Source organism: Mesorhizobium sp. ORM8.1, assembly GCF_053005525.2.
This window is the reverse complement of sequence record NZ_CM132600.1, coordinates 4,757,501-4,774,401: the sequence shown is the minus strand read 5'-3', so window position 1 is coordinate 4,774,401 and position 16,901 is coordinate 4,757,501. Positions and strand designations below refer to the sequence as shown.

Sequence of the window (16,901 nt, the reverse complement as noted above, 5' to 3'; positions counted from 1 at the left end):
GGCTTTCGCGGTCGCATCAGTCTTCCCGGAGAAAAGCGCCGATCGGCGTCGGCCGCACAGGAGCCTGCCCGCGAAATCGGCCGACATCCTTCGGCCCGCATCCAGCGTGTGCCGCAACAAGCTCGACGGCCGCCAACTGGCAATAGCGCCCCTGGCAGCGCCCCATGCCGGCCCGTGAAACCGACTTCACCCTATTGGCCTCGCCTCCGCCGAAATCCGCGCCCTCGCGCACCGCTCCGGCAGTGATGTTTTCGCAGCGGCAGACGATCGCATCGTCGGGCAGTGCTCGTACCATCTCGGACGGCCAGGGAAAGGCACGAGCCAGACCGAGGGCAAAGCGCTCGAGCCGCGTCAGCTTGCGCAGATCGGCTCTGACGGATGGCGCCGCATGCCCGAGATCGGTGAGGCATGCCACGGCCGCGAGACGGCCCGCGATCTCCGCGCCATCCGCACCAATGAGACAAGCCCCATCGCCCGCAAGGTAGACTCCGTTGCCAGCCCGCCCCATCATGTCGGTCTGTGGCAGCCATTGCCGCCACTGCTCGTCATAGTCGAAGGCGCATCCCGTCAGGTCGGCAAGATGCGTCTCCGCCCGCAGGTGCCAGCCCATGCCGACCATGTCGCATTGGGTGACGCGCTGCCGTCCGCCGGCGTCGCGCCAGCGCATCGCAATGATGCCCGATGCGTCCGCTTCGATCCGCTCCAGCGTCACGCCCGCATGATAGCGGCCGCCGAGCCGTGCCCGCAGGACCAGACCACGCAGCGCGACGATCGGCCGAGCCGCAAGTCCGGACAAACCCCGCATCTGCCGGTGCCAGGAGGATGTGTCCAGGACCGCTGCCACGTCCGCTCCTGCCTTGAGAAGTTGCGCGCCGACCAGCGTCAGCAAAGGTCCCGATCCGATGAGAACGATGTGCCGTCCGAGCGCCACGCCCTGCGCCTTGAGCGCAATCTGCGCCGCGCCGAGGCTGTAGACGCCGGCACTCTGCCAACCGGGGACCGGGGCGACGCGGTCGGACGCGCCGGTGGCAAGGATCAGGCCGTCGTAGCCGATCACTTGCACCTCACCTTCCCTCAGCACATGCAGCCGCCTCTCATGCGCGGCGATGACGGAACTGCCCGCACAATGCGTGAGCCGCCCTGCTTCGACCAGTTGGTCGAAGAGGGCATGCAACGCGCGGGCCTTGGTCGCTTCCGACCCGTAGAGCTGTTCCGGCGGGCGGATGAAACCGTCCGGCGGGGCGCCGATAGATCTGACCGCCGGCGCGGTGGCCTTCGTCGATCACCACCGGGTGAAGCCCAGCCTCGATCAGCGTTGCAGCCGCCCTTATTCCGGCGGGGCCGGCGCCGACGATGACGACCTTCTGCGATGAGGCCTCGCTCACGGCCAGCTCTCCGGTGCCGTCGTGCGCAATCGCATGCCCCCAGTGACCGGCGTAGAGCATGCCCGCACGCGCGGCCCAGCCTCCTGCCACACCCAGCAATCCTGACAGGCTCCCATCAGGCAGAAGCCGGCGCGGGGCTCAGGTCCAAATTCGGAATTTCGCAAAGTGTGTCCCGGCGCCAGCATGGCGGTCAGCACGGTATCGCCCGCAAGCGCATAGCGCATCTCGCCGTCAAGAAAGAACTGCACCTCCGCCCGGTCGCGCTCTGCCAGCCGAACGATGCGGCCGGTGTTCATTCCGCAGCCTCCCGCACCGGCCTCGGACGTGGCAATTCGGGAAAACGTTCGCAGACCGCATCGAAGGCTGCTTGGACGCCATCCGCCCCAGAGCGCCCTTCCATGCGCCGGAAAATCTCCGTCTTGACGAAGAAGCGCCAATGGATCGGCAAGGCGTCCAATATGACATGGAGCCGATCATAGGCGGCCGGCGTCCACTGCGCTTCGTAACCGTCGCGCTCCGGCCCGAAATGGAAATGGCCGGCGGATGGGTTGTGCCGCGCGCGCAATTGGTCTGTCGCCTGCTCGTCGACCGCACCGTCGCGGAGGACGACGCCGTAGTCGCGCTCCGCAGCTGTCGGAGAGAGATAACCGCGCCGCACATCCTCAGCGACCCGCCAGGGCTCGCGCTGAAACGGATCGCCGCGCCCGCCGCCTCCGGCGGAGCGGATTTCCAGCACGTCGCCAGGCTGCAGCACCGCGGTGTCAATATTGCCCAGCCGCCGCTCGTTCCCGGTCCCTGGATTGACGACCATGTCCGACAGGCCGGCCGCCTTGCCGCCCAGCACGCCCCAGGGGCGGAAGAAGCTGCGGTCGCGATTGCGCGCGGTGATCCTTGAGTCCGGGGCAAAGACGCGGAAGGCCATCTCGGTCGCCAGTCCTCCCCGCCAGCGGCCCGCGCCGCCGCTGTCCCGGGCGAGCCCGTATTTGACGAACTCGACCGGCGTCTCGGTCTCCGTGATCTCGATCGGCGTGTTCTTCAGATAGGCGGCATCGGCGCCTGACCCATTGGTGCCATCGCGATGCGGCATCGCGCCGCCGCCGCCCACCACCGGGTTCACCGCCGCTATGACCGTGCGGCTGGTGCGCTCGTCGGTGGTCATGACGTTCAGGATGCAGTTGTTGCCGGCCGGAGCCGCAGGCAGCCGGTCAGGCACCGCTTGCGAGAAAGCCCCGAAGATGACAGAGCGCAGTCGGGCGCAGGTGAGCGAGCGCATGCCGACGGCGGCCGGATGGACCGGGTTCAACACCGAGCCTTGCGGCGTGATGCAGGTGAACGGCCGGGTAAGCCCGCTGTTGAGCATGATCTTCGGATTGAGCGTGTAAAGCACATAATAGACGCCGACGAGCAGCACGGTGTGTCGCGGATCGCCACCTGAAGGCACGTTGAGAGAGGACCCGAGCTGCGGGTCGGAACCCGTGAAGTCGAGCACCGCCTCGTCGCCCTTGATCGTCAGCGTGAGCTTCAGTCGGCAGGGATTGGCCTCGACCGAATCCTCATCGGCATAGTCGGCGAACTCCCATGTTCCATCGGGCATCGAGCGCAGCACCTCGCACGCTTGGGCCTCCGCATGATCGAGAAGCGCGGCAACGCCTTCAATGAGGCCAGTTTTACCGAACTTCTTCACCATCGCCAGGATCTTGCGCTCACCGGTATTGAGCGCGCCGACCAGTGCCTTGATGTCCCCGATGTTGAGATCGGGCTTGCGCACATTGGTGCTCATGATCCGCAGGATCATTTCGTCGAAGACGCCCTCATTGACCAGCTTCACCGGGGGAAAGCGGATGCCTTCCTGGTGGATTTCGGTCAGCGCCCGGCTGATCGAAGCCGGCACTGCGCCGCCCATATCGGTGTTGTGGATGTGGCCGCCAGTCCAGGCAACGATCTCGCCGTCGATGAAGACTGGCTTCCAGAGATGCGTGTCGGGAGCATGCGTGGCGACATGGCCAGAATAAGGATCATTGGTGAAGGCGACGTCGCCGGGCCGGTAGTCATCGACCATCGCGATCGCGCGGTGATAGGAAAGCCCCGGAAACCAGGTGGCACCGAGTTCCAGCGGTACGGCGAAAGTCGCGCCAGAACGGTCCATCAGCATCACGGTGAAATCCTGCGTCTCCTTGACGAAGGCTGAATGCGCCGTCCGATGCAGCGTGTGGGCCATATTCTCGGCCGCCGCGCGGGCATGGTTGGCCAGAACCTGAAGGTTTGTGCGGTCGAACAAAGACATTTACTCCGCGAAGGACAGAAGGATATTGAGATGGCGGTCGACCCTAGCCTGCGTTCCGGCCGGGATGACCAAGGTCGTGTCTTCCTGCACAACCACCGCTGGTCCCGGGAAAAGGCTGCCGGGCACCAGTGTCTGCCGGTCATGGAGGTCGACCGTTTCGATGCCCAGACCCGTATAGACCGAGAGTCTGCGCGCAGGACTGACCGGCGCATCGACTTCCTCGATCTCCGGGAAGGATAGCGCCGGGCCCGCGCCTATTGCCGAGAGACGGACATTCACAAGCTCGATCGCACCTTGGGGATCGTGGAAATCGTAGAGCTGCTCGTGGGTGCGGTGAAAGGCTTGCTCGATTGCCTCCGCGCTGCCCTCCGCCAGCCATTCCGGCAAAAGCGCGACCTCGATCTCATAGCTCTGCCCGAGATAGCGCATGTCGCAGGAGAGATTGAGATCGGCGGCCGCATCATGGCCCTGCGCCGCTAGCCAGTCTCGGCCATCTTGCGCGAGCGCCTCGAAGGCTTCACGGATCGCGGGAAGCGACCCGGTCGACAATGGCGCGAAGATGGTGCGGATGAAGTCGCCACGCAAATCGGCCACGAGCCCGCCCAGCGCCGAGACCACGCCGGGGCGGCGCGGCGCCATGACGCGCTTCATGCCGAGCTCGCGGGCCAGGAAGGCGCCGAGCATCGGGCCGCCGCCGCCGAAGGGCATCAGCGTGAAATCACGCAAATCCACCCCGGCCCTCGAGGCAAGTTTTTCGACCTCGACGAACATTTCCGACACCGCGATATCGAGGATCGCCTGCGCTGTCTGCTCGACCGTACGCCCGAGCCTGGCGGCAAGATCGCCGACTGCGCGATGCGCCAGCCCCGTATCGACCCTGAGCTGGCCATAGGCCATCTCGCTGTGGCCAAGCCATCCGCAAACAACCATGGCGTCCGTCACCGTCGCTCGCTCGCCGCCACGGCCATAGCAGGTGGGTCCAGGCGTCGAGCCGGCCGATTCCGGGCCGACGCGCAGCACCCCTTGCGCGTCGACGCCGGCGATCGAGCCGCCGCCGACGCCGATCGAGCTGACTGATACGGACGGGATGTGAAGCGGAAACTCGCCGATCAGCTCGCCGGTGCCGAACTGCGCCTCGCCGCCGATGATGAGCGCGAAGTCGGCAGAGGTTCCGCCAATGTCTAGGGTAAGGATCTTGTCCTCACTGGCCTGACGCGCCAGCCACGCGGCGCCCATGACGCCGGAAGCCGTTCCGGACAACAGCATGTTGACGCAAGCGCGCTTGCCTTCGGCGGCATTCATCAGCCCGCCATTCGATTTCGTCAGCATCGGGCGGGCCGGCACCCTCGCTGCTTCAGCCGCTCTTCCAGCGCCGTCAAATACCCGGAGACGCGCGGATGGACATAGCCGTTGAGGATAGCGGTCGAGCTGCGTTCATATTCGCGGATGACCGGCCAGACTTCGGCAGAGGTGAAGACGAAGAGCTCCGGTGCAAGCCTTGCCACCGCCGCCTTCACCAAGGCCTCCTGCGCGGCATTGCGCCAGGCATGAAGGAAGCAGACGATGATGCCTTGCGCGCCATTCGCCTTCGCGCCAGCGACGGCGCTTTCCACAACCGCCATGTCCGGCGCCTGGGACTCGCTACCATCGGCGCGCATGCGGACCGGAATGCCGAAGACCATGTCGCGCGAGATCAGCGGGTCCGGCCGCGAGCAGAACAGCGAATACATGTCCGGCATGCGAAGCCGCGCCAGTTCGATGACATCCTCGAAGCCGGCGTTGGTGAAAAGCGCCAGCGGCGCACCCTTGCGTTGGATGATGGTGTTGATGCCGACGGTCGTGCCGTGCACGAAGCGGGTCATGTGAGTGGGGTCAAATCCTTCCCGTTCGGCGAGAAGCATGAGGCCGGTCATCAGCTCGGCGCCTGGGTCCTCCGGCGTCGTCAGCACCTTCAGCGAGGCGACGCGCCCGGAGTTTGCCTCTAGCGCACAGAAATCTATGAAGGTCCCGCCGATATCGACGCCGACCTTCCAGTCGGCCTTGCTCCGCGTCTCATCCGTCGCGACGGCACCATCCATAACGTGTCCCTTCCTGTCTGCCACCGAAACTGGCACGAGTGGACGGCGCGGGTCCAAGATGGATGAAGGGCAAGGATATAAGTCTTGCTTATGACTTTGCGCGATGCTCGTGGAGAATGGCGGAGCAGGCCGTACGGATTTCGTCGCGCATCATCTCGTCGGCGCGCGACAGGGCCTGGGCACGGGACGTGAGCAGCGCGATCGGGAATTCCGGCCCGGCCACCAGCGGCCTGACGCCGAGCCCGGCAAACCGCTGCCAGGGCAGGAGCGCGTCGACGAGAGCTATACCCAGGCCGGCCTGGACGAAGCCAATGGCGGAGATAGATGCGTCGATCTCGAGCGACGGCGAAAGCGCTACTCCTTGCGCGCGTGCGGCTTGGGCCAGCTCGTCGGCAGGACGAGTGTTTCCCCGATAGGAGATCAGCTCTTGCCCAGCGAGATCGGCAAGCGTCAGCTCGGTCCTGCTTTGCAACGCGTGCCCGGCGGGCAACAGGCATGCAAAGCCGATGCTGCCGATCACCTCGGCCTCAATGTCGGGAGGCAGGCGATCGTCCATGGCCACGCCGAGACTGGCATCACCGGCGCGCAGCATGTCGACGATCGCGGCGATCGGCGCGCTGTGGGAACGCAGCAGAATATCGGGGTGCTGCGCCCGGAATGCGGTGAAGGCGCGCGGCAATATCGCCATGGCCGGGGGCGGCGAGGCCGCCACCCGCACCAGCCCGGTTCGGCCGAGACGCAGGTCGGTGGTCTTGCGGCGCAGGCCGTCGAGCCCCGCCGATAGCCTCTCCGCATCGGCGAAAATCTCAAGCGCTTCCGGCGTCGGGCGAAGCCTGCCCTTCACACGCTCGAATAGCGTGAAGCCGAGTTCGTCCTCGGTATGAAGCAGAATCTGGCTGAGCGCCGGCTGGGAAATGTTCAGCATCCGCGCCGCGGCCGTCACAGTGCCCGCGCGCATGACGGCGATGAACACTTCAAGCTGCCGAGCCCGCATCGCCACTCCATAGGCCAAGCTTATGGCCGCTGTCCAAACCCATCTTTGACGCAAAGCCGCGGCGCGAACAAGATGGCACTGCAAGGATCAGCCTCAGCGCTAAGGAACGATTATGGATGTGATTGTGCTGGGCGGCGGACTGATGGGGACGGCTTCGGCCTATTTCCTCGCGAGGCGCGGAGCCCGCGTGACGCTGATCGAGCGCAACCGAATCGGCACTGGAGCGACGGTCGCCTCGTTCGGCAACATCCGGCGAACCGGGCGGCATCTTTCCCAGCTCCCGCTGGCTCATCGTTCGCTCAGGCTCTGGGGCGAGGCCGAGAAGATGCTCGGGCGCGATGTCGAGTTCCGCGCCACCGGCCATATCCGGCTTATCTTCGACCAGGGCGGTCTCGCCGACATGCGGGCTTACGCTGAGGCCGCGCGCCCGTGGGGGCTCGAGCTGCAGGAACTCGAGCCGCACGAGATCCGCGCCCGTTTTCCCGGGCTCGGCCCCGAGGCGATCGCGGCATCGTTCTCGCCGCATGACGGCAGCGGCAATCCCCGCCTGATCGCGCCGGCCTTTGCCGAGGCTGCTCGCAGGCTTGGCGCCGAAATCATCGAACAAGCTCAAGTCGAAAAGGTCGAGCAGACGGGCTCCGGCTTCCTTATCGCTACCTCAAAAGGTCCATTCGGCGCCGCATGTCTGCTCAACGCCGCCGGCGCTTGGGGCGCTCGCATCGCCGCGCTGTTCGGCGAACATGTTCCCCTCGAAGCTCGCGGACCGCAAATGGGCGTGACCGAGCCCCTGCCGCACCGGGTGCTGCCCGTGGTAGGCATCTGGACGCGCGACAAGGACTATGGCGCCTATCTGCGTCAGGTCGAGCGTGGCAACATCGTCTTCGGCGGTGCGGCCGAACGGGTGGCGGCGAACCTCGATCCAGGCCACGCGGTCGCCGACCCGATGCGGCTGCCGGTGCAGTTGCGCGCCGTGGCGCGACTTTTGCCGGCGATCGCAAACGTCGCGGTCATACGTACTTGGTCGGGTTGCGAAGGCTATGTCCGCGACATGCTGCCGGTTATCGGGCGTTCCGCGACGACGCCGGGCCTGTTTCACGCCTTTGGGTTCAGTGGACATGGTTTCCAGCTTGGTCCGGGCGTGGGCGAGGCGATGGCCGAACTCATCACGACCGACCGCTCCGAAACGTCGCTGGACGATTTCACGATCGAGCGCTTCAACCGAGAAGCCTGACGAAGCAAATCCATTGCGATTGGCCTCCTTGAGGCCACTGGCAGTGACCGTTTTAGGGAACGCTCGAACTCACTGCAGTCCCTGACACGAGGCGTAACGCAGCCATGTCGTATTTGCGGCCGACATCATGGCAGCTTCGCAGAAGCCCAGCGGGGAAACTGACGTTTCAGCGACGCCATGGAGGCGAGTTCAGCCTCTCTCTGAGCGTTTGCAGGAACCCGTTCGTCCGGCGGCTGCGTCCCTGGCGGGCATGAAGCAGTGCAACCACGTCAGCCGACGGCGATGACCATGCAGGGAGAACGCTCTGCAGACGCCCGGCTGCCAAATCATCAGCCACATCCCATTCGCTTCGAACCATCACTCCAAGCCCGGCAAGGGCCCAGTCCCGGACTATCTCTCCATCATTACTCGACATGCACGGCTTTACCCGAACGGTCGTCCTGCCATGCCTGGAATGGGTAAAGCGCCACAGCGTTACGTCTTCGTTGTTTTCTCGAAGGGCAAGGCATCGATGCTGCACGAGATCTTCCGGCTGGAGTATCGGCAAGCTATGCTTCAGATAGCTGGGGGATGCACACAGAACCCGCTCATTCGGAGCGAGTGTGGTCACCAGACGATCGCTCTCAGGCAGTGATCCGATATGCACCACCACGTCCCAGCTTTCAGACATCTGTCTGATCGGGCTATCGGAGAGTTCCAGCGTCACCGACACTGCGGGATGCTTCGTTACGAATTCCTGCACGATCGGTGCGATGTATCGCCTGCCAAAGCCATAGGGTGCCGCGACACGCAAATGTCCCCGCACCTTGCTGGTTCGGCTGGCCAGGCGCTCCGACAAATCCTCGATGGCTGCAATGATCGAAGCCCCCTCTGAAGCGACCAGCTCACCCTCGTCCGTAAGGCTGAGGCCTCGCGATGTACGCTCGATGAGTCTCACTCCAATGCGATCCTCAATGGCTCGCAGACGCTGCGTCACTGCCGGTGGGGTCACGTTGAGCCTTCGTGCAGCTTCCGCGAGCGAGGTCGCGCTCGAAACGGCTTGGAAGAAGGTCAGATCATCCGTCGATATCATTAAGATCGATGTTAATTGAGGATATAGAATCGGTTAATTGTGATATTTACGACTTCATACTCTCCCCAACTAGGCAATGGCCGCGATAAGCACCCCGGCACGGCGCCGCTTTTTGGTGGGCGATGGGAGAACACATCAATGCGCATGCCGCGGTGCGATCAGCTATATCTTGATGGCGGCTGGCGACTTCCCGCAAAGGCCGTCGCGACGATCCCAATCGTCAGCCCGTCGACGGAAGAGGTAATAGGGTCTGTCGCTCGAGGCAGTATCTTGGATGTCGACATCGCGGTTGCTGCCGCCCGGGGGGCATTTGCATCTTTTTCAGCGACATCACCGAACGAACGAATCAAGTTGCTCAAGCGGATTCTCACTCTCCTCGAAGAGCGATTCGACGATCTGGCTGAGGCGATATGCCATGAGATGGGATCAGCGATCGCCTTTGTGCGCGCCTCGCAGGTTCCTTTCGGGCTCGCTCATATCCGCGCCGCGATCGAGGTGCTGGAAGATTACAGCTTCATCAAGAAGCAGGGCACAACCGCGATCGGCAGGGAAGCGATTGGCGTCTGCGGTCTCATCACGCCATGGAACTGGCCGCTTTATCAGATCACAGCGAAGGTTTCTCCGGCACTCGCTGCTGGCTGCACCATCGTCCTCAAGCCCAGTGAACTTTCTCCGTTCAGCGCACATCTGTTCGCGCAGATCATGCATGATGCCGGAACACCGCCTGGCGTTTTCAATATGGTTACCGGCACCGGGGAAGAGGTTGGGGCCGCGCTTGCTTCCCACGCCGACGTCGACATGATCTCGATGACAGGGTCGACACGCGCCGGCGTGCTGGTCGCGCAGGCCGCGGCGCCCACGGTCAAGCGCGTAACCCAGGAATTGGGGGGTAAATCGCCCAACGTCCTGCTCGACGACGCCGATTTGGCGCGGGTTGTGCCACTCGGTGTTGCCGCCGCGTTTCGCAATGTTGGCCAATCGTGCAGCGCCCCCACGCGAATGATTGTGCCCGCCAAGCGACTTTCGCAGGTAGAAGAGCTGGCCAGGACGGTCGCGGCTCAAATGACGGTCGGCGACCCGTTCGACAAAGCCACCGACCTCGGACCCGTGGCCAATCCTGCGCAGTTCGACAAGGTGCAAGCGATGATCGGCCTCGGAATTGCGGAGGGCGCCAAGCTTGTCTGCGGCGGACCAGGGCGACCTGAAGGCCTTTCGAAAGGCTATTTCGTCAAGCCGACCATATTCTCCGAGGTGCATACGGGAATGCGTATCGCCCAGGAAGAAATCTTCGGACCGGTGCTTTGCCTCGTTCCCTATGAGGACGAGCATGAGGCAATCCGTATCGCCAATGATACGGTCTATGGCCTGGGGGCCCACGTTCAATCGAGCGATCTCGATCGTGCGCGTCGCGTAGCGGGAAGAATTCGTGCCGGTCAAGTGCATATCAATCATCCCGCATGGGACGGCTTTGCCCCCTTCGGAGGATACAAGCAGTCGGGCAATGGCCGGGAATACGGTGTCTTTGGTCTGGAGGAGTATCTCGAGACGAAAGCGATCCTCGGCTATTTCCCGGCATGACCGGCCCGGATTGCCCGACCTCCGCGCGGTTCGCCTTGGTGGGCGGCGCACCCGATCGTCGCACTCAAGGCAAGGAAGAAGCCGGTGAGTGAAGCAGAGACACTGGACATCACGCAGGACGAGAGCGCCGCGACACGTCTCGGGGCGATCTGGCAACGCCCTGCCTCATCCTCGATGCCGATCGCATGGACCGTAATATCGCTCGATTGCGCGAACGGCTTGCGTCTCTTGGGGTGTCGTTGCGCCCCCATCTCAAGACGGCAAAGTCGGTCGAAATTGCCCAGCGAGTCATGACCGCGAAAGAGGGGCCGGCCACCGTCTCCACTCTCAGGGAAGCACAGGTTTTCGCCGATGCTGGGGTCGTGGACATCATCTATGCCGTGGGCATCGCACCAGCGAAGCTAGGCAAAGTGATCGAGCTAAGAAGACGGGGTATCGACCTTGCACTGGTTCTTGACACGGTCGAACAGGCGCAGGCGGTCGCCGCGGCATCCCGAGAAGCCGGCAAAGCCATCCCTGCCCTGATCGAAATCGACTGTGACGGTCACCGGTCGGGCGTGTTGCCCAACGACCGGGTTCGGCTGCTCGCAATTGCTGGAGCCTTGCTGGATGGAGCAGAACTACGCGGGGTTCTGACCCATGCCGGCGGCAGTTACGGTGTGCAGGAGCGTGAGGCACTGCAGCGTTGCGCCGAGGAAGAGCGGTGCGCTGTCGTCACCGCTGCTACCATTCTTCGAGACGCTGGCTTGCCCTGCCCCATCGTCAGCGTCGGATCAACCCCCACCGCCCATCGTGCCGTCGATCTGACTGGTGTTACCGAAGTCCGCGCGGGCGTTTTCGTATTCTTCGACCTTGTGATGGCTGGCATCGGCATCTGCAAGATTGAGGATATTGCCATCTCCGTGCTGGCGACCGTCATCGGCCATCAGCATGAAAAAGGTTGGATCCTGATCGACGCCGGCTGGATGGCGATGTCGCGAGATCTTGGAACCGCCAGGCAGGAGGTCAATCATCGCTATGGTATTGTCTGCGACAGCAATGGCCGACCATTCGAAAATCTCATACTGGCAGATGCGAACCAGGAGCACGGCATCATCATGGTGCGTCCAGGGTCCGGCGCGACCTTGCCCTCCCTCAGGATCGGCGATCGTGTTCGGATTTTGCCCTGCCATGCCTGCGCGACCGGAGCTCAGTTTCGCAGCTATCATGTCGTCCGCGGCGCCTGCGACATTGTCGAGGGCGAGTGGCAGCGCTTTGGAGGCTGGTAGTGGACAGCAAGCCGCAAACCATCCTGACTGAGAACGCGCCAGCTCCGGCAGGCCACTATTCGCAGGCAATCCGATCAGGCAACAGCCTGTACATTTCAGGCCAGCTTCCGACCAAGGCTGACAAAGCGTTACTCGCTGACACAAGCTTCGAAATCCAGGCCCGCCAGACCATCGCCAACGTACTCACTATACTGAAGGCAGCTGGCGGAGAGCCGCACGACCTCTGCCGCGTCGCGGCCTATATCGTTGGCGTGCATAATTGGCCTGAGTTCAATCGCGTCTACAGCGAGATGCTCGGTGATGCGAGGCCTGCGCGAACGGTCATTCCCGTGCCTGAACTGCACTATGGCTACCTGGTTGAAATAGACGCGATCGCGACCATTCCGATGCAGCAGTGACCGCGCAAGCCAACGGAACATCTCCCATTGATCTGCCGCACACGACGACGGCTGCAAAGGCGCCCCGGTCGTCCCGGTCAATCCAACGAGGTTCTTCCATATGTCTCCTGTTGTCCGCTCTGTCTCCAGCGATGTGGTTCTTCCCAAAGCAGTAGACGTCGTGGTCATAGGCGGGGGGATCGTCGGTACCGCCTCGGCCTACTTTCTCGCAAAGCGTGGGTTCTCCGTAGCGTTGCTCGAGAAGGGCCATGTCGCATGCGAGCAATCAAGCCGCAGTTGGGGCTGGTGTCGCCAGCAGAACCGCGATCCTCGCGAGATGCCTCTTTCGCTCATCTCCATGCGGCTCTGGGCCAATTTGGCAACCGACATAGGTCAGGATCTAGGCTTCCGCCGCACCGGCCTAATCTACACGACCGACAACGCCGCCATGCTGGCATACTGGGAAGCTTGGCGGCCGACGGCGAAGGAGTTCGGCGTTGAAACTCATATGCTGAGCGCAGCGGAAGCCGGCAGACAGATTCCGCAAGCACGACGTAAATGGTTGGGTGGACTGCACTCCGTGGCGGATGGCAAGGGTGAGCCTGCCATCGCGGCACCGGCGCTTGCGGAAGGCGCCCGCGCGCTGGGCGCGACAATCCATCAGAACTGCGCGGCACGGGGCCTCGACGTCACCAACGGCAGGGTGACGGGAATACATACCGAAAAGGGTCGCATTCGCACCGACGCCGTCCTATGTGCCGCCGGTGCCTGGGCTTCCGGCTTCATGCGCCGCCACGGGGTCATCTTCCCTCAGGCCAGCGTTCGGCAGACAGTCGTCCGCTCGAAGCCGACGGCCAATGTGGGCGAGGTCCTCTATTGTCCCGATGTCGCGATGACGCGTCGGCTTGATGGCAGTTATACCATGGCCATCAGCGGCCGGGCCACTTTGGAAATAACGCCGCAGGGCATTCGCTTCGCCCGCGAGTTCTTGCCGCAATTCATCAAGCGCTTCAAGTCGGTGAAGTTGAGGCTCGGCAGCTCGTTCTACGGAGGCCCTGAGTCCCTGGGCGCGCTGTTCGGGAACGATCCAACGATTTTCGAGCGCAATCGCATTCTCGATCCCGCTCCAAACCGACGGCTGGTCAAGACAATTATGGACAATGTACGTGGAACGTTTCCCCAACTGGCAGGCCTCGAACTCGATCAAGCATGGGGCGCCTATGTCGATTGCACCCCTGACGCGATACCGGTGATATCCGGTATCGATACGCTTGGAGGGCTTTACCTGGCAGCGGGCTGCTCCGGCCACGGCTTCGGCCTCGGCCCTGGCGTAGGCTATCTTGCGGCGGATTTGATCACCAATGAGACGCCAAGCGTCGATCCGAGCCCCTTCCGGCTTGCTCGGCTGACCGATGGCTCGATGATCAAGGTCGGGCCACTGTGAGGTGTCCCGGGGCGGCCGGTTTGGGATCGCATTGCGACCGACTGGCTCAGCGCCAGCACTCCTATGTTCGACTGCTCAGGACGGTAGGACTGTCTAGGAGAGGGACAATGTCTGCTTGTAGGATGCAGGAGACTCCGTCGTAAAGTCCGAAATTGTGCGCAAAGCTGCCTTTCCGGCATGACGCCTTGGTGCCCTATTTGTCCCAAAACCAGCAGCGACGATTGTGTCCCTTCAAACGCAAAAACCGCCCCGGGTTAGACCGGGACGGTAATTGATTTATGATAAAATTGGTTGCGGGGACAGGATTTGAACCTGTGACCTTCAGGTTATGAGCCTGACGAGCTACCGGGCTGCTCCACCCCGCGTCAACCTTTGGCGTAAGCGCGAGCCTATGAGAGGCTGGCCTACAGATAGATAGGTGGCTCACCAAATGAAAGGGCCGCTTGCGCGGCCCGTGGTCCCTTGGCGGGCCTTATGCATGTCGCCCAAAAGTGCTTAGCGGTTTTGGGACAACGACATGCATCAAAAAACAGCAGAGAGAAGATTTGTCTCTCATCCGATTTGGATGTGAGTTTAACGTGCATTTAGCAGACCTGGCAGCGACCTACTCTCCCGCGTCTTGAGACGAAGTACCATCAGCGCTGGAGCGTTTCACGGCCGAGTTCGGAATGGGATCGGGTGCAGCCGCTCCGCCATAACCACCAGGTCGGCAAAACGCACGTTATATCGAGAAGCTTTTTGAGCGAATAGCGATGAGCGAGTAGCGAATAGGGAGATCCTATCCTCGTGCTCTCTCTAAGCTGTTCGCTGGTCTTTTTTGTGCCAAGGCGACGTCTTCTGCAGGTTGCTTCGGGCGTAAGCCCGCAAGCGCGACTGCGCGTCGCCGGTTTTCCGGCGCCCTCGCGGAGCATAGGCCCGTAAGGGCCGCTCATGCGTGAGCGCTGGTCAAACCATCGTATTTCACGATGGATATTAGGAATGAGAACGATCAAGCCGATCGAACTATTAGTACCGGTAAGCTTCAAGCGTTGCCGCTCTTCCACACCCGGCCTATCAACGTGGTCGTCTTCCACGGTTCTCAGGGAATACTCGTTTTAAGGTGGGTTTCCCGCTTAGATGCCTTCAGCGGTTATCCCGTCCGGATATAGCTACCCTGCAATGCGGCTGGCGCCACAACAGGTCCACCAGAGATCCGTCCATCCCGGTCCTCTCGTACTAGGGACAGATCCTTTCAATATTCCTACACCCACGGCAGATAGGGACCGAACTGTCTCACGACGTTCTGAACCCAACTCACGTACCGCTTTAAATGGCGAACAGCCATACCCTTGGGACCTGCTCCAGCCCCAGGATGCGATGAGTCGACATCGAGGTGCCAAACAACCCCGTCGATATGGACTCTTGGGGGTCATCAGCCTGTTATCCCCGGCGTACCTTTTATCCGTTGAGCGATGGCCCTTCCACGCGGGACCACCGGATCACTATGACCGACTTTCGTCTCTGCTCGACTTGTCAGTCTCGCAGTCAGGCAGGCTTATGCCATTGCACTCAGCGAACGATTTCCGACCGTTCTGAGCCCACCATCGCGCGCCTCCGTTACTCTTTAGGAGGCGACCGCCCCAGTCAAACTACCCACCATACATTGTCCCGGACCCGGATAACGGGCCGCGGTTAGACATCCATAGTAATAAGGGTGGTATTTCAAGGGTGGCTCCACCTGAGCTAGCGCCCAGGCTTCAAAGCCTACCACCTATCCTACACATGCCACTACGAATGCCAATGTAAAGCTATAGTAAAGGTGCACGGGGTCTTTCCGTCTAACCGCAGGAACCCCGCATCTTCACGGGGAATTCAATTTCACTGAGTCTATGCTGGAGACAGCGGGGAAGTCGTTACGCCATTCGTGCAGGTCGGAACTTACCCGACAAGGAATTTCGCTACCTTAGGACCGTTATAGTTACGGCCGCCGTTTACTGGGGCTTCGATTCAGAGCTTGCACCCCTCCTCTTAACCTTCCAGCACCGGGCAGGCGTCAGACCCTATACGTCGCCTTGCGGCTTCGCAGAGCCCTGTGTTTTTGATAAACAGTCGCTACCCCCTGGTCTGTGCCACCCTCCTCTGCTTGCGCAGAAAAGGGTCACGCTTCTTCCGAAGTTACGCGTGCAATTTGCCGAGTTCCTTCAGCATAGTTCTCTCAAGCGCCTTGGTATACTCTACCTGACCACCAGTGTCGGTTTCGGGTACGGTCTATAAGGAGGAGCTATTTCCTGGAACCGCTCCGCTGCCCGTTCAATCCGATAAGATTGGACAACTTGTGCGATCCGTCACTACCTCCAGGCCCACGAATATTAACGTGGTTCCCATCGACTACGCGTTTCCGCCTCGTCTTAGGGGCCGGCTAACCCTGCTCAGATTAACTTTAAGCAGGAACCCTTGGTCTTTCGGCGGGGGAGTCTCTCACTCCCCTTACGTTACTCATGTCAGCATTCGCACTTCTGATACCTCCACCGCCCCTCACGGGTACGGCTTCATCAGCTTACAGAACGCTCCGCTACCGCTTGGCCTTGCGGCAAACCCTAAGCTTCGGTGTATGGCTTTAGCCCCGTTACATTTTCGGCGCAAAGACCCTTATTTAGACCAGTGAGCTGTTACGCTTTCTTTAAATGATGGCTGCTTCTAAGCCAACATCCTGGTTGTTTTGGGATCCTCACATCCTTTCCCACTTAGCCATAACTTGGGGACCTTAGCTGTAGGTCAGGGTTGTTTCCCTTTTCACGACGGACGTTAGCACCCGCCGTGTGTCTGCCGACTAGTACTCCCAGGTATTCGGAGTTTGGTTAGGTTTGGTAATCCGGTGAGGACCCCTAGCCCATCCAGTGCTCTACCCCCTGGGGTATTCGGTCGACGCTCTACCTAAATAGATTTCGCGGAGAACCAGCTATTTCCGAGTTTGATTGGCCTTTCACCCCTAGCCACAAGTCATCCCGAACTATTGCAACAGTTATGGGTTCGGTCCTCCAGTAAGTGTTACCTTACCTTCAACCTGCTCATGGCTAGATCACTCGGTTTCGGGTCTAATGCGACGAACTGAACGCCCTGTTCAGACTCGCTTTCGCTGCGCCTACACCTAGCGGTTTAAGCTTGCTCGTCACACTAAGTCGCTGACCCATTATACAAAAGGTACGTGGTC

General features: G+C 61.7%; 9 protein-coding genes, 1 tRNA gene, 2 rRNA genes and 2 pseudogenes (1 of these 14 cut by a window edge). 5 read left to right on the top strand and 9 right to left on the bottom strand.

Translation table 11 applies throughout. The annotated features are described in order from the left end of the window. Positions 1-16: 16 nt before the first annotated feature. The 5 genes and pseudogenes from ACVDG8_RS24005 to ACVDG8_RS23985 form a co-directional block, all read right to left on the bottom strand. Positions 17-1,385, bottom strand: a pseudogene (locus ACVDG8_RS24005) (FAD-dependent oxidoreductase). Further along, entirely contained in the window at positions 1,382-1,681 is a 300-nt protein-coding gene (locus tag ACVDG8_RS24000) for a (2Fe-2S)-binding protein (RefSeq protein WP_447256932.1), read from the bottom strand. Before ACVDG8_RS24000 ends, ACVDG8_RS24005 begins: the two are co-directional and overlap by 4 nt. Continuing rightward, entirely contained in the window at positions 1,678-3,663 is a 1,986-nt protein-coding gene (locus ACVDG8_RS23995; protein ID WP_447256931.1) for a hydantoinase B/oxoprolinase family protein, read from the bottom strand. The genes ACVDG8_RS24000 and ACVDG8_RS23995 overlap by 4 nt, the downstream gene beginning before the upstream one ends. A 6-nt stretch (positions 3,664-3,669) precedes the next feature. Further along, positions 3,670-5,747: pseudogene (locus ACVDG8_RS23990) on the bottom strand (hydantoinase/oxoprolinase family protein). An 88-nt stretch (positions 5,748-5,835) separates the two neighbouring features. After that, complete coding sequence (locus ACVDG8_RS23985) at positions 5,836-6,741, bottom strand: LysR family transcriptional regulator (protein WP_447257427.1); 906 nt, start codon at positions 6,739-6,741, stop codon at positions 5,836-5,838. A 112-nt stretch (positions 6,742-6,853) separates the two neighbouring features. On the opposite strand from ACVDG8_RS23985, the gene ACVDG8_RS23980 reads away from it, so the two are divergent. Next, entirely contained in the window at positions 6,854-7,972 is a 1,119-nt protein-coding gene (locus ACVDG8_RS23980) for an NAD(P)/FAD-dependent oxidoreductase (protein ID WP_447256929.1), read from the top strand. A gap of 166 nt (positions 7,973-8,138) precedes the next feature. Here the strand turns inward: ACVDG8_RS23980 and ACVDG8_RS23975 are convergent, their stop codons facing one another. Beyond that, entirely contained in the window at positions 8,139-9,044 is a 906-nt protein-coding gene (locus tag ACVDG8_RS23975; RefSeq protein WP_447256928.1) for a LysR family transcriptional regulator, read from the bottom strand. Positions 9,045-9,182: 138 nt separating this feature from the next. Between ACVDG8_RS23975 and ACVDG8_RS23970 the strand changes: the two genes are divergently transcribed. The 4 genes from ACVDG8_RS23970 (at position 9,183) to ACVDG8_RS23955 (ending at position 13,711) form a co-directional block, all read left to right on the top strand. Next, positions 9,183-10,622, top strand: a complete 1,440-nt coding sequence (locus tag ACVDG8_RS23970) for an aldehyde dehydrogenase family protein (RefSeq protein ID WP_447256927.1) — start codon at positions 9,183-9,185, stop codon at positions 10,620-10,622. 185 nt (positions 10,623-10,807) lie between these two features. Next, positions 10,808-11,890: an alanine racemase gene (locus ACVDG8_RS23965; protein ID WP_447257426.1), complete on the top strand. Its 1,083-nt coding sequence runs from the start codon at positions 10,808-10,810 to the stop codon at positions 11,888-11,890. Beyond that, a complete protein-coding gene (locus ACVDG8_RS23960) occupies positions 11,890-12,288 on the top strand; it encodes a RidA family protein (protein WP_447256926.1) in 399 nt (132 codons plus the stop codon). The genes ACVDG8_RS23965 and ACVDG8_RS23960 overlap by 1 nt, the downstream gene beginning before the upstream one ends. Positions 12,289-12,388: 100 nt before the next feature. Continuing rightward, positions 12,389-13,711 carry an NAD(P)/FAD-dependent oxidoreductase gene (locus ACVDG8_RS23955; RefSeq protein ID WP_447256925.1) on the top strand — a complete coding sequence of 441 codons (1,323 nt, stop codon included), beginning with the start codon at positions 12,389-12,391 and terminating at the stop codon, positions 13,709-13,711. Between the two features lie 288 nt (positions 13,712-13,999). Here the strand turns inward: ACVDG8_RS23955 and ACVDG8_RS23950 are convergent. The 3 genes from ACVDG8_RS23950 to ACVDG8_RS23940 all read right to left on the bottom strand — a co-directional run. Continuing rightward, positions 14,000-14,076 (bottom strand) — tRNA-Met (locus ACVDG8_RS23950). Between the two features lie 226 nt (positions 14,077-14,302). Continuing rightward, positions 14,303-14,417: ribosomal RNA gene (gene rrf, locus ACVDG8_RS23945) — 5S ribosomal RNA — on the bottom strand. A 278-nt stretch (positions 14,418-14,695) separates the two neighbouring features. After that, positions 14,696-16,901 (bottom strand): 23S ribosomal RNA (locus ACVDG8_RS23940) (it continues 643 nt past the right edge of the window).

What these genes read in the sequence shown, in the direction of transcription:
- ACVDG8_RS24000 (WP_447256932.1), bottom strand. Translation starts at nt 1,681, where the DNA reads ATGAACACCGGCCGCATCGTTCGGCTGGCAGAGCGCGACCGGGCGGAG.
- ACVDG8_RS23985 (WP_447257427.1), bottom strand. Translation starts at nt 6,741, where the DNA reads ATGCGGGCTCGGCAGCTTGAAGTGTTCATCGCCGTCATGCGCGCGGGC.
- ACVDG8_RS23980 (WP_447256929.1), top strand. Translation starts at nt 6,854, where the DNA reads ATGGATGTGATTGTGCTGGGCGGCGGACTGATGGGGACGGCTTCGGCC.
- ACVDG8_RS23975 (WP_447256928.1), bottom strand. Translation starts at nt 9,044, where the DNA reads ATGATATCGACGGATGATCTGACCTTCTTCCAAGCCGTTTCGAGCGCG.
- ACVDG8_RS23970 (WP_447256927.1), top strand. Translation starts at nt 9,183, where the DNA reads ATGCGCATGCCGCGGTGCGATCAGCTATATCTTGATGGCGGCTGGCGA.
- ACVDG8_RS23965 (WP_447257426.1), top strand. Translation starts at nt 10,808, where the DNA reads ATGGACCGTAATATCGCTCGATTGCGCGAACGGCTTGCGTCTCTTGGG.
- ACVDG8_RS23955 (WP_447256925.1), top strand. Translation starts at nt 12,389, where the DNA reads ATGTCTCCTGTTGTCCGCTCTGTCTCCAGCGATGTGGTTCTTCCCAAA.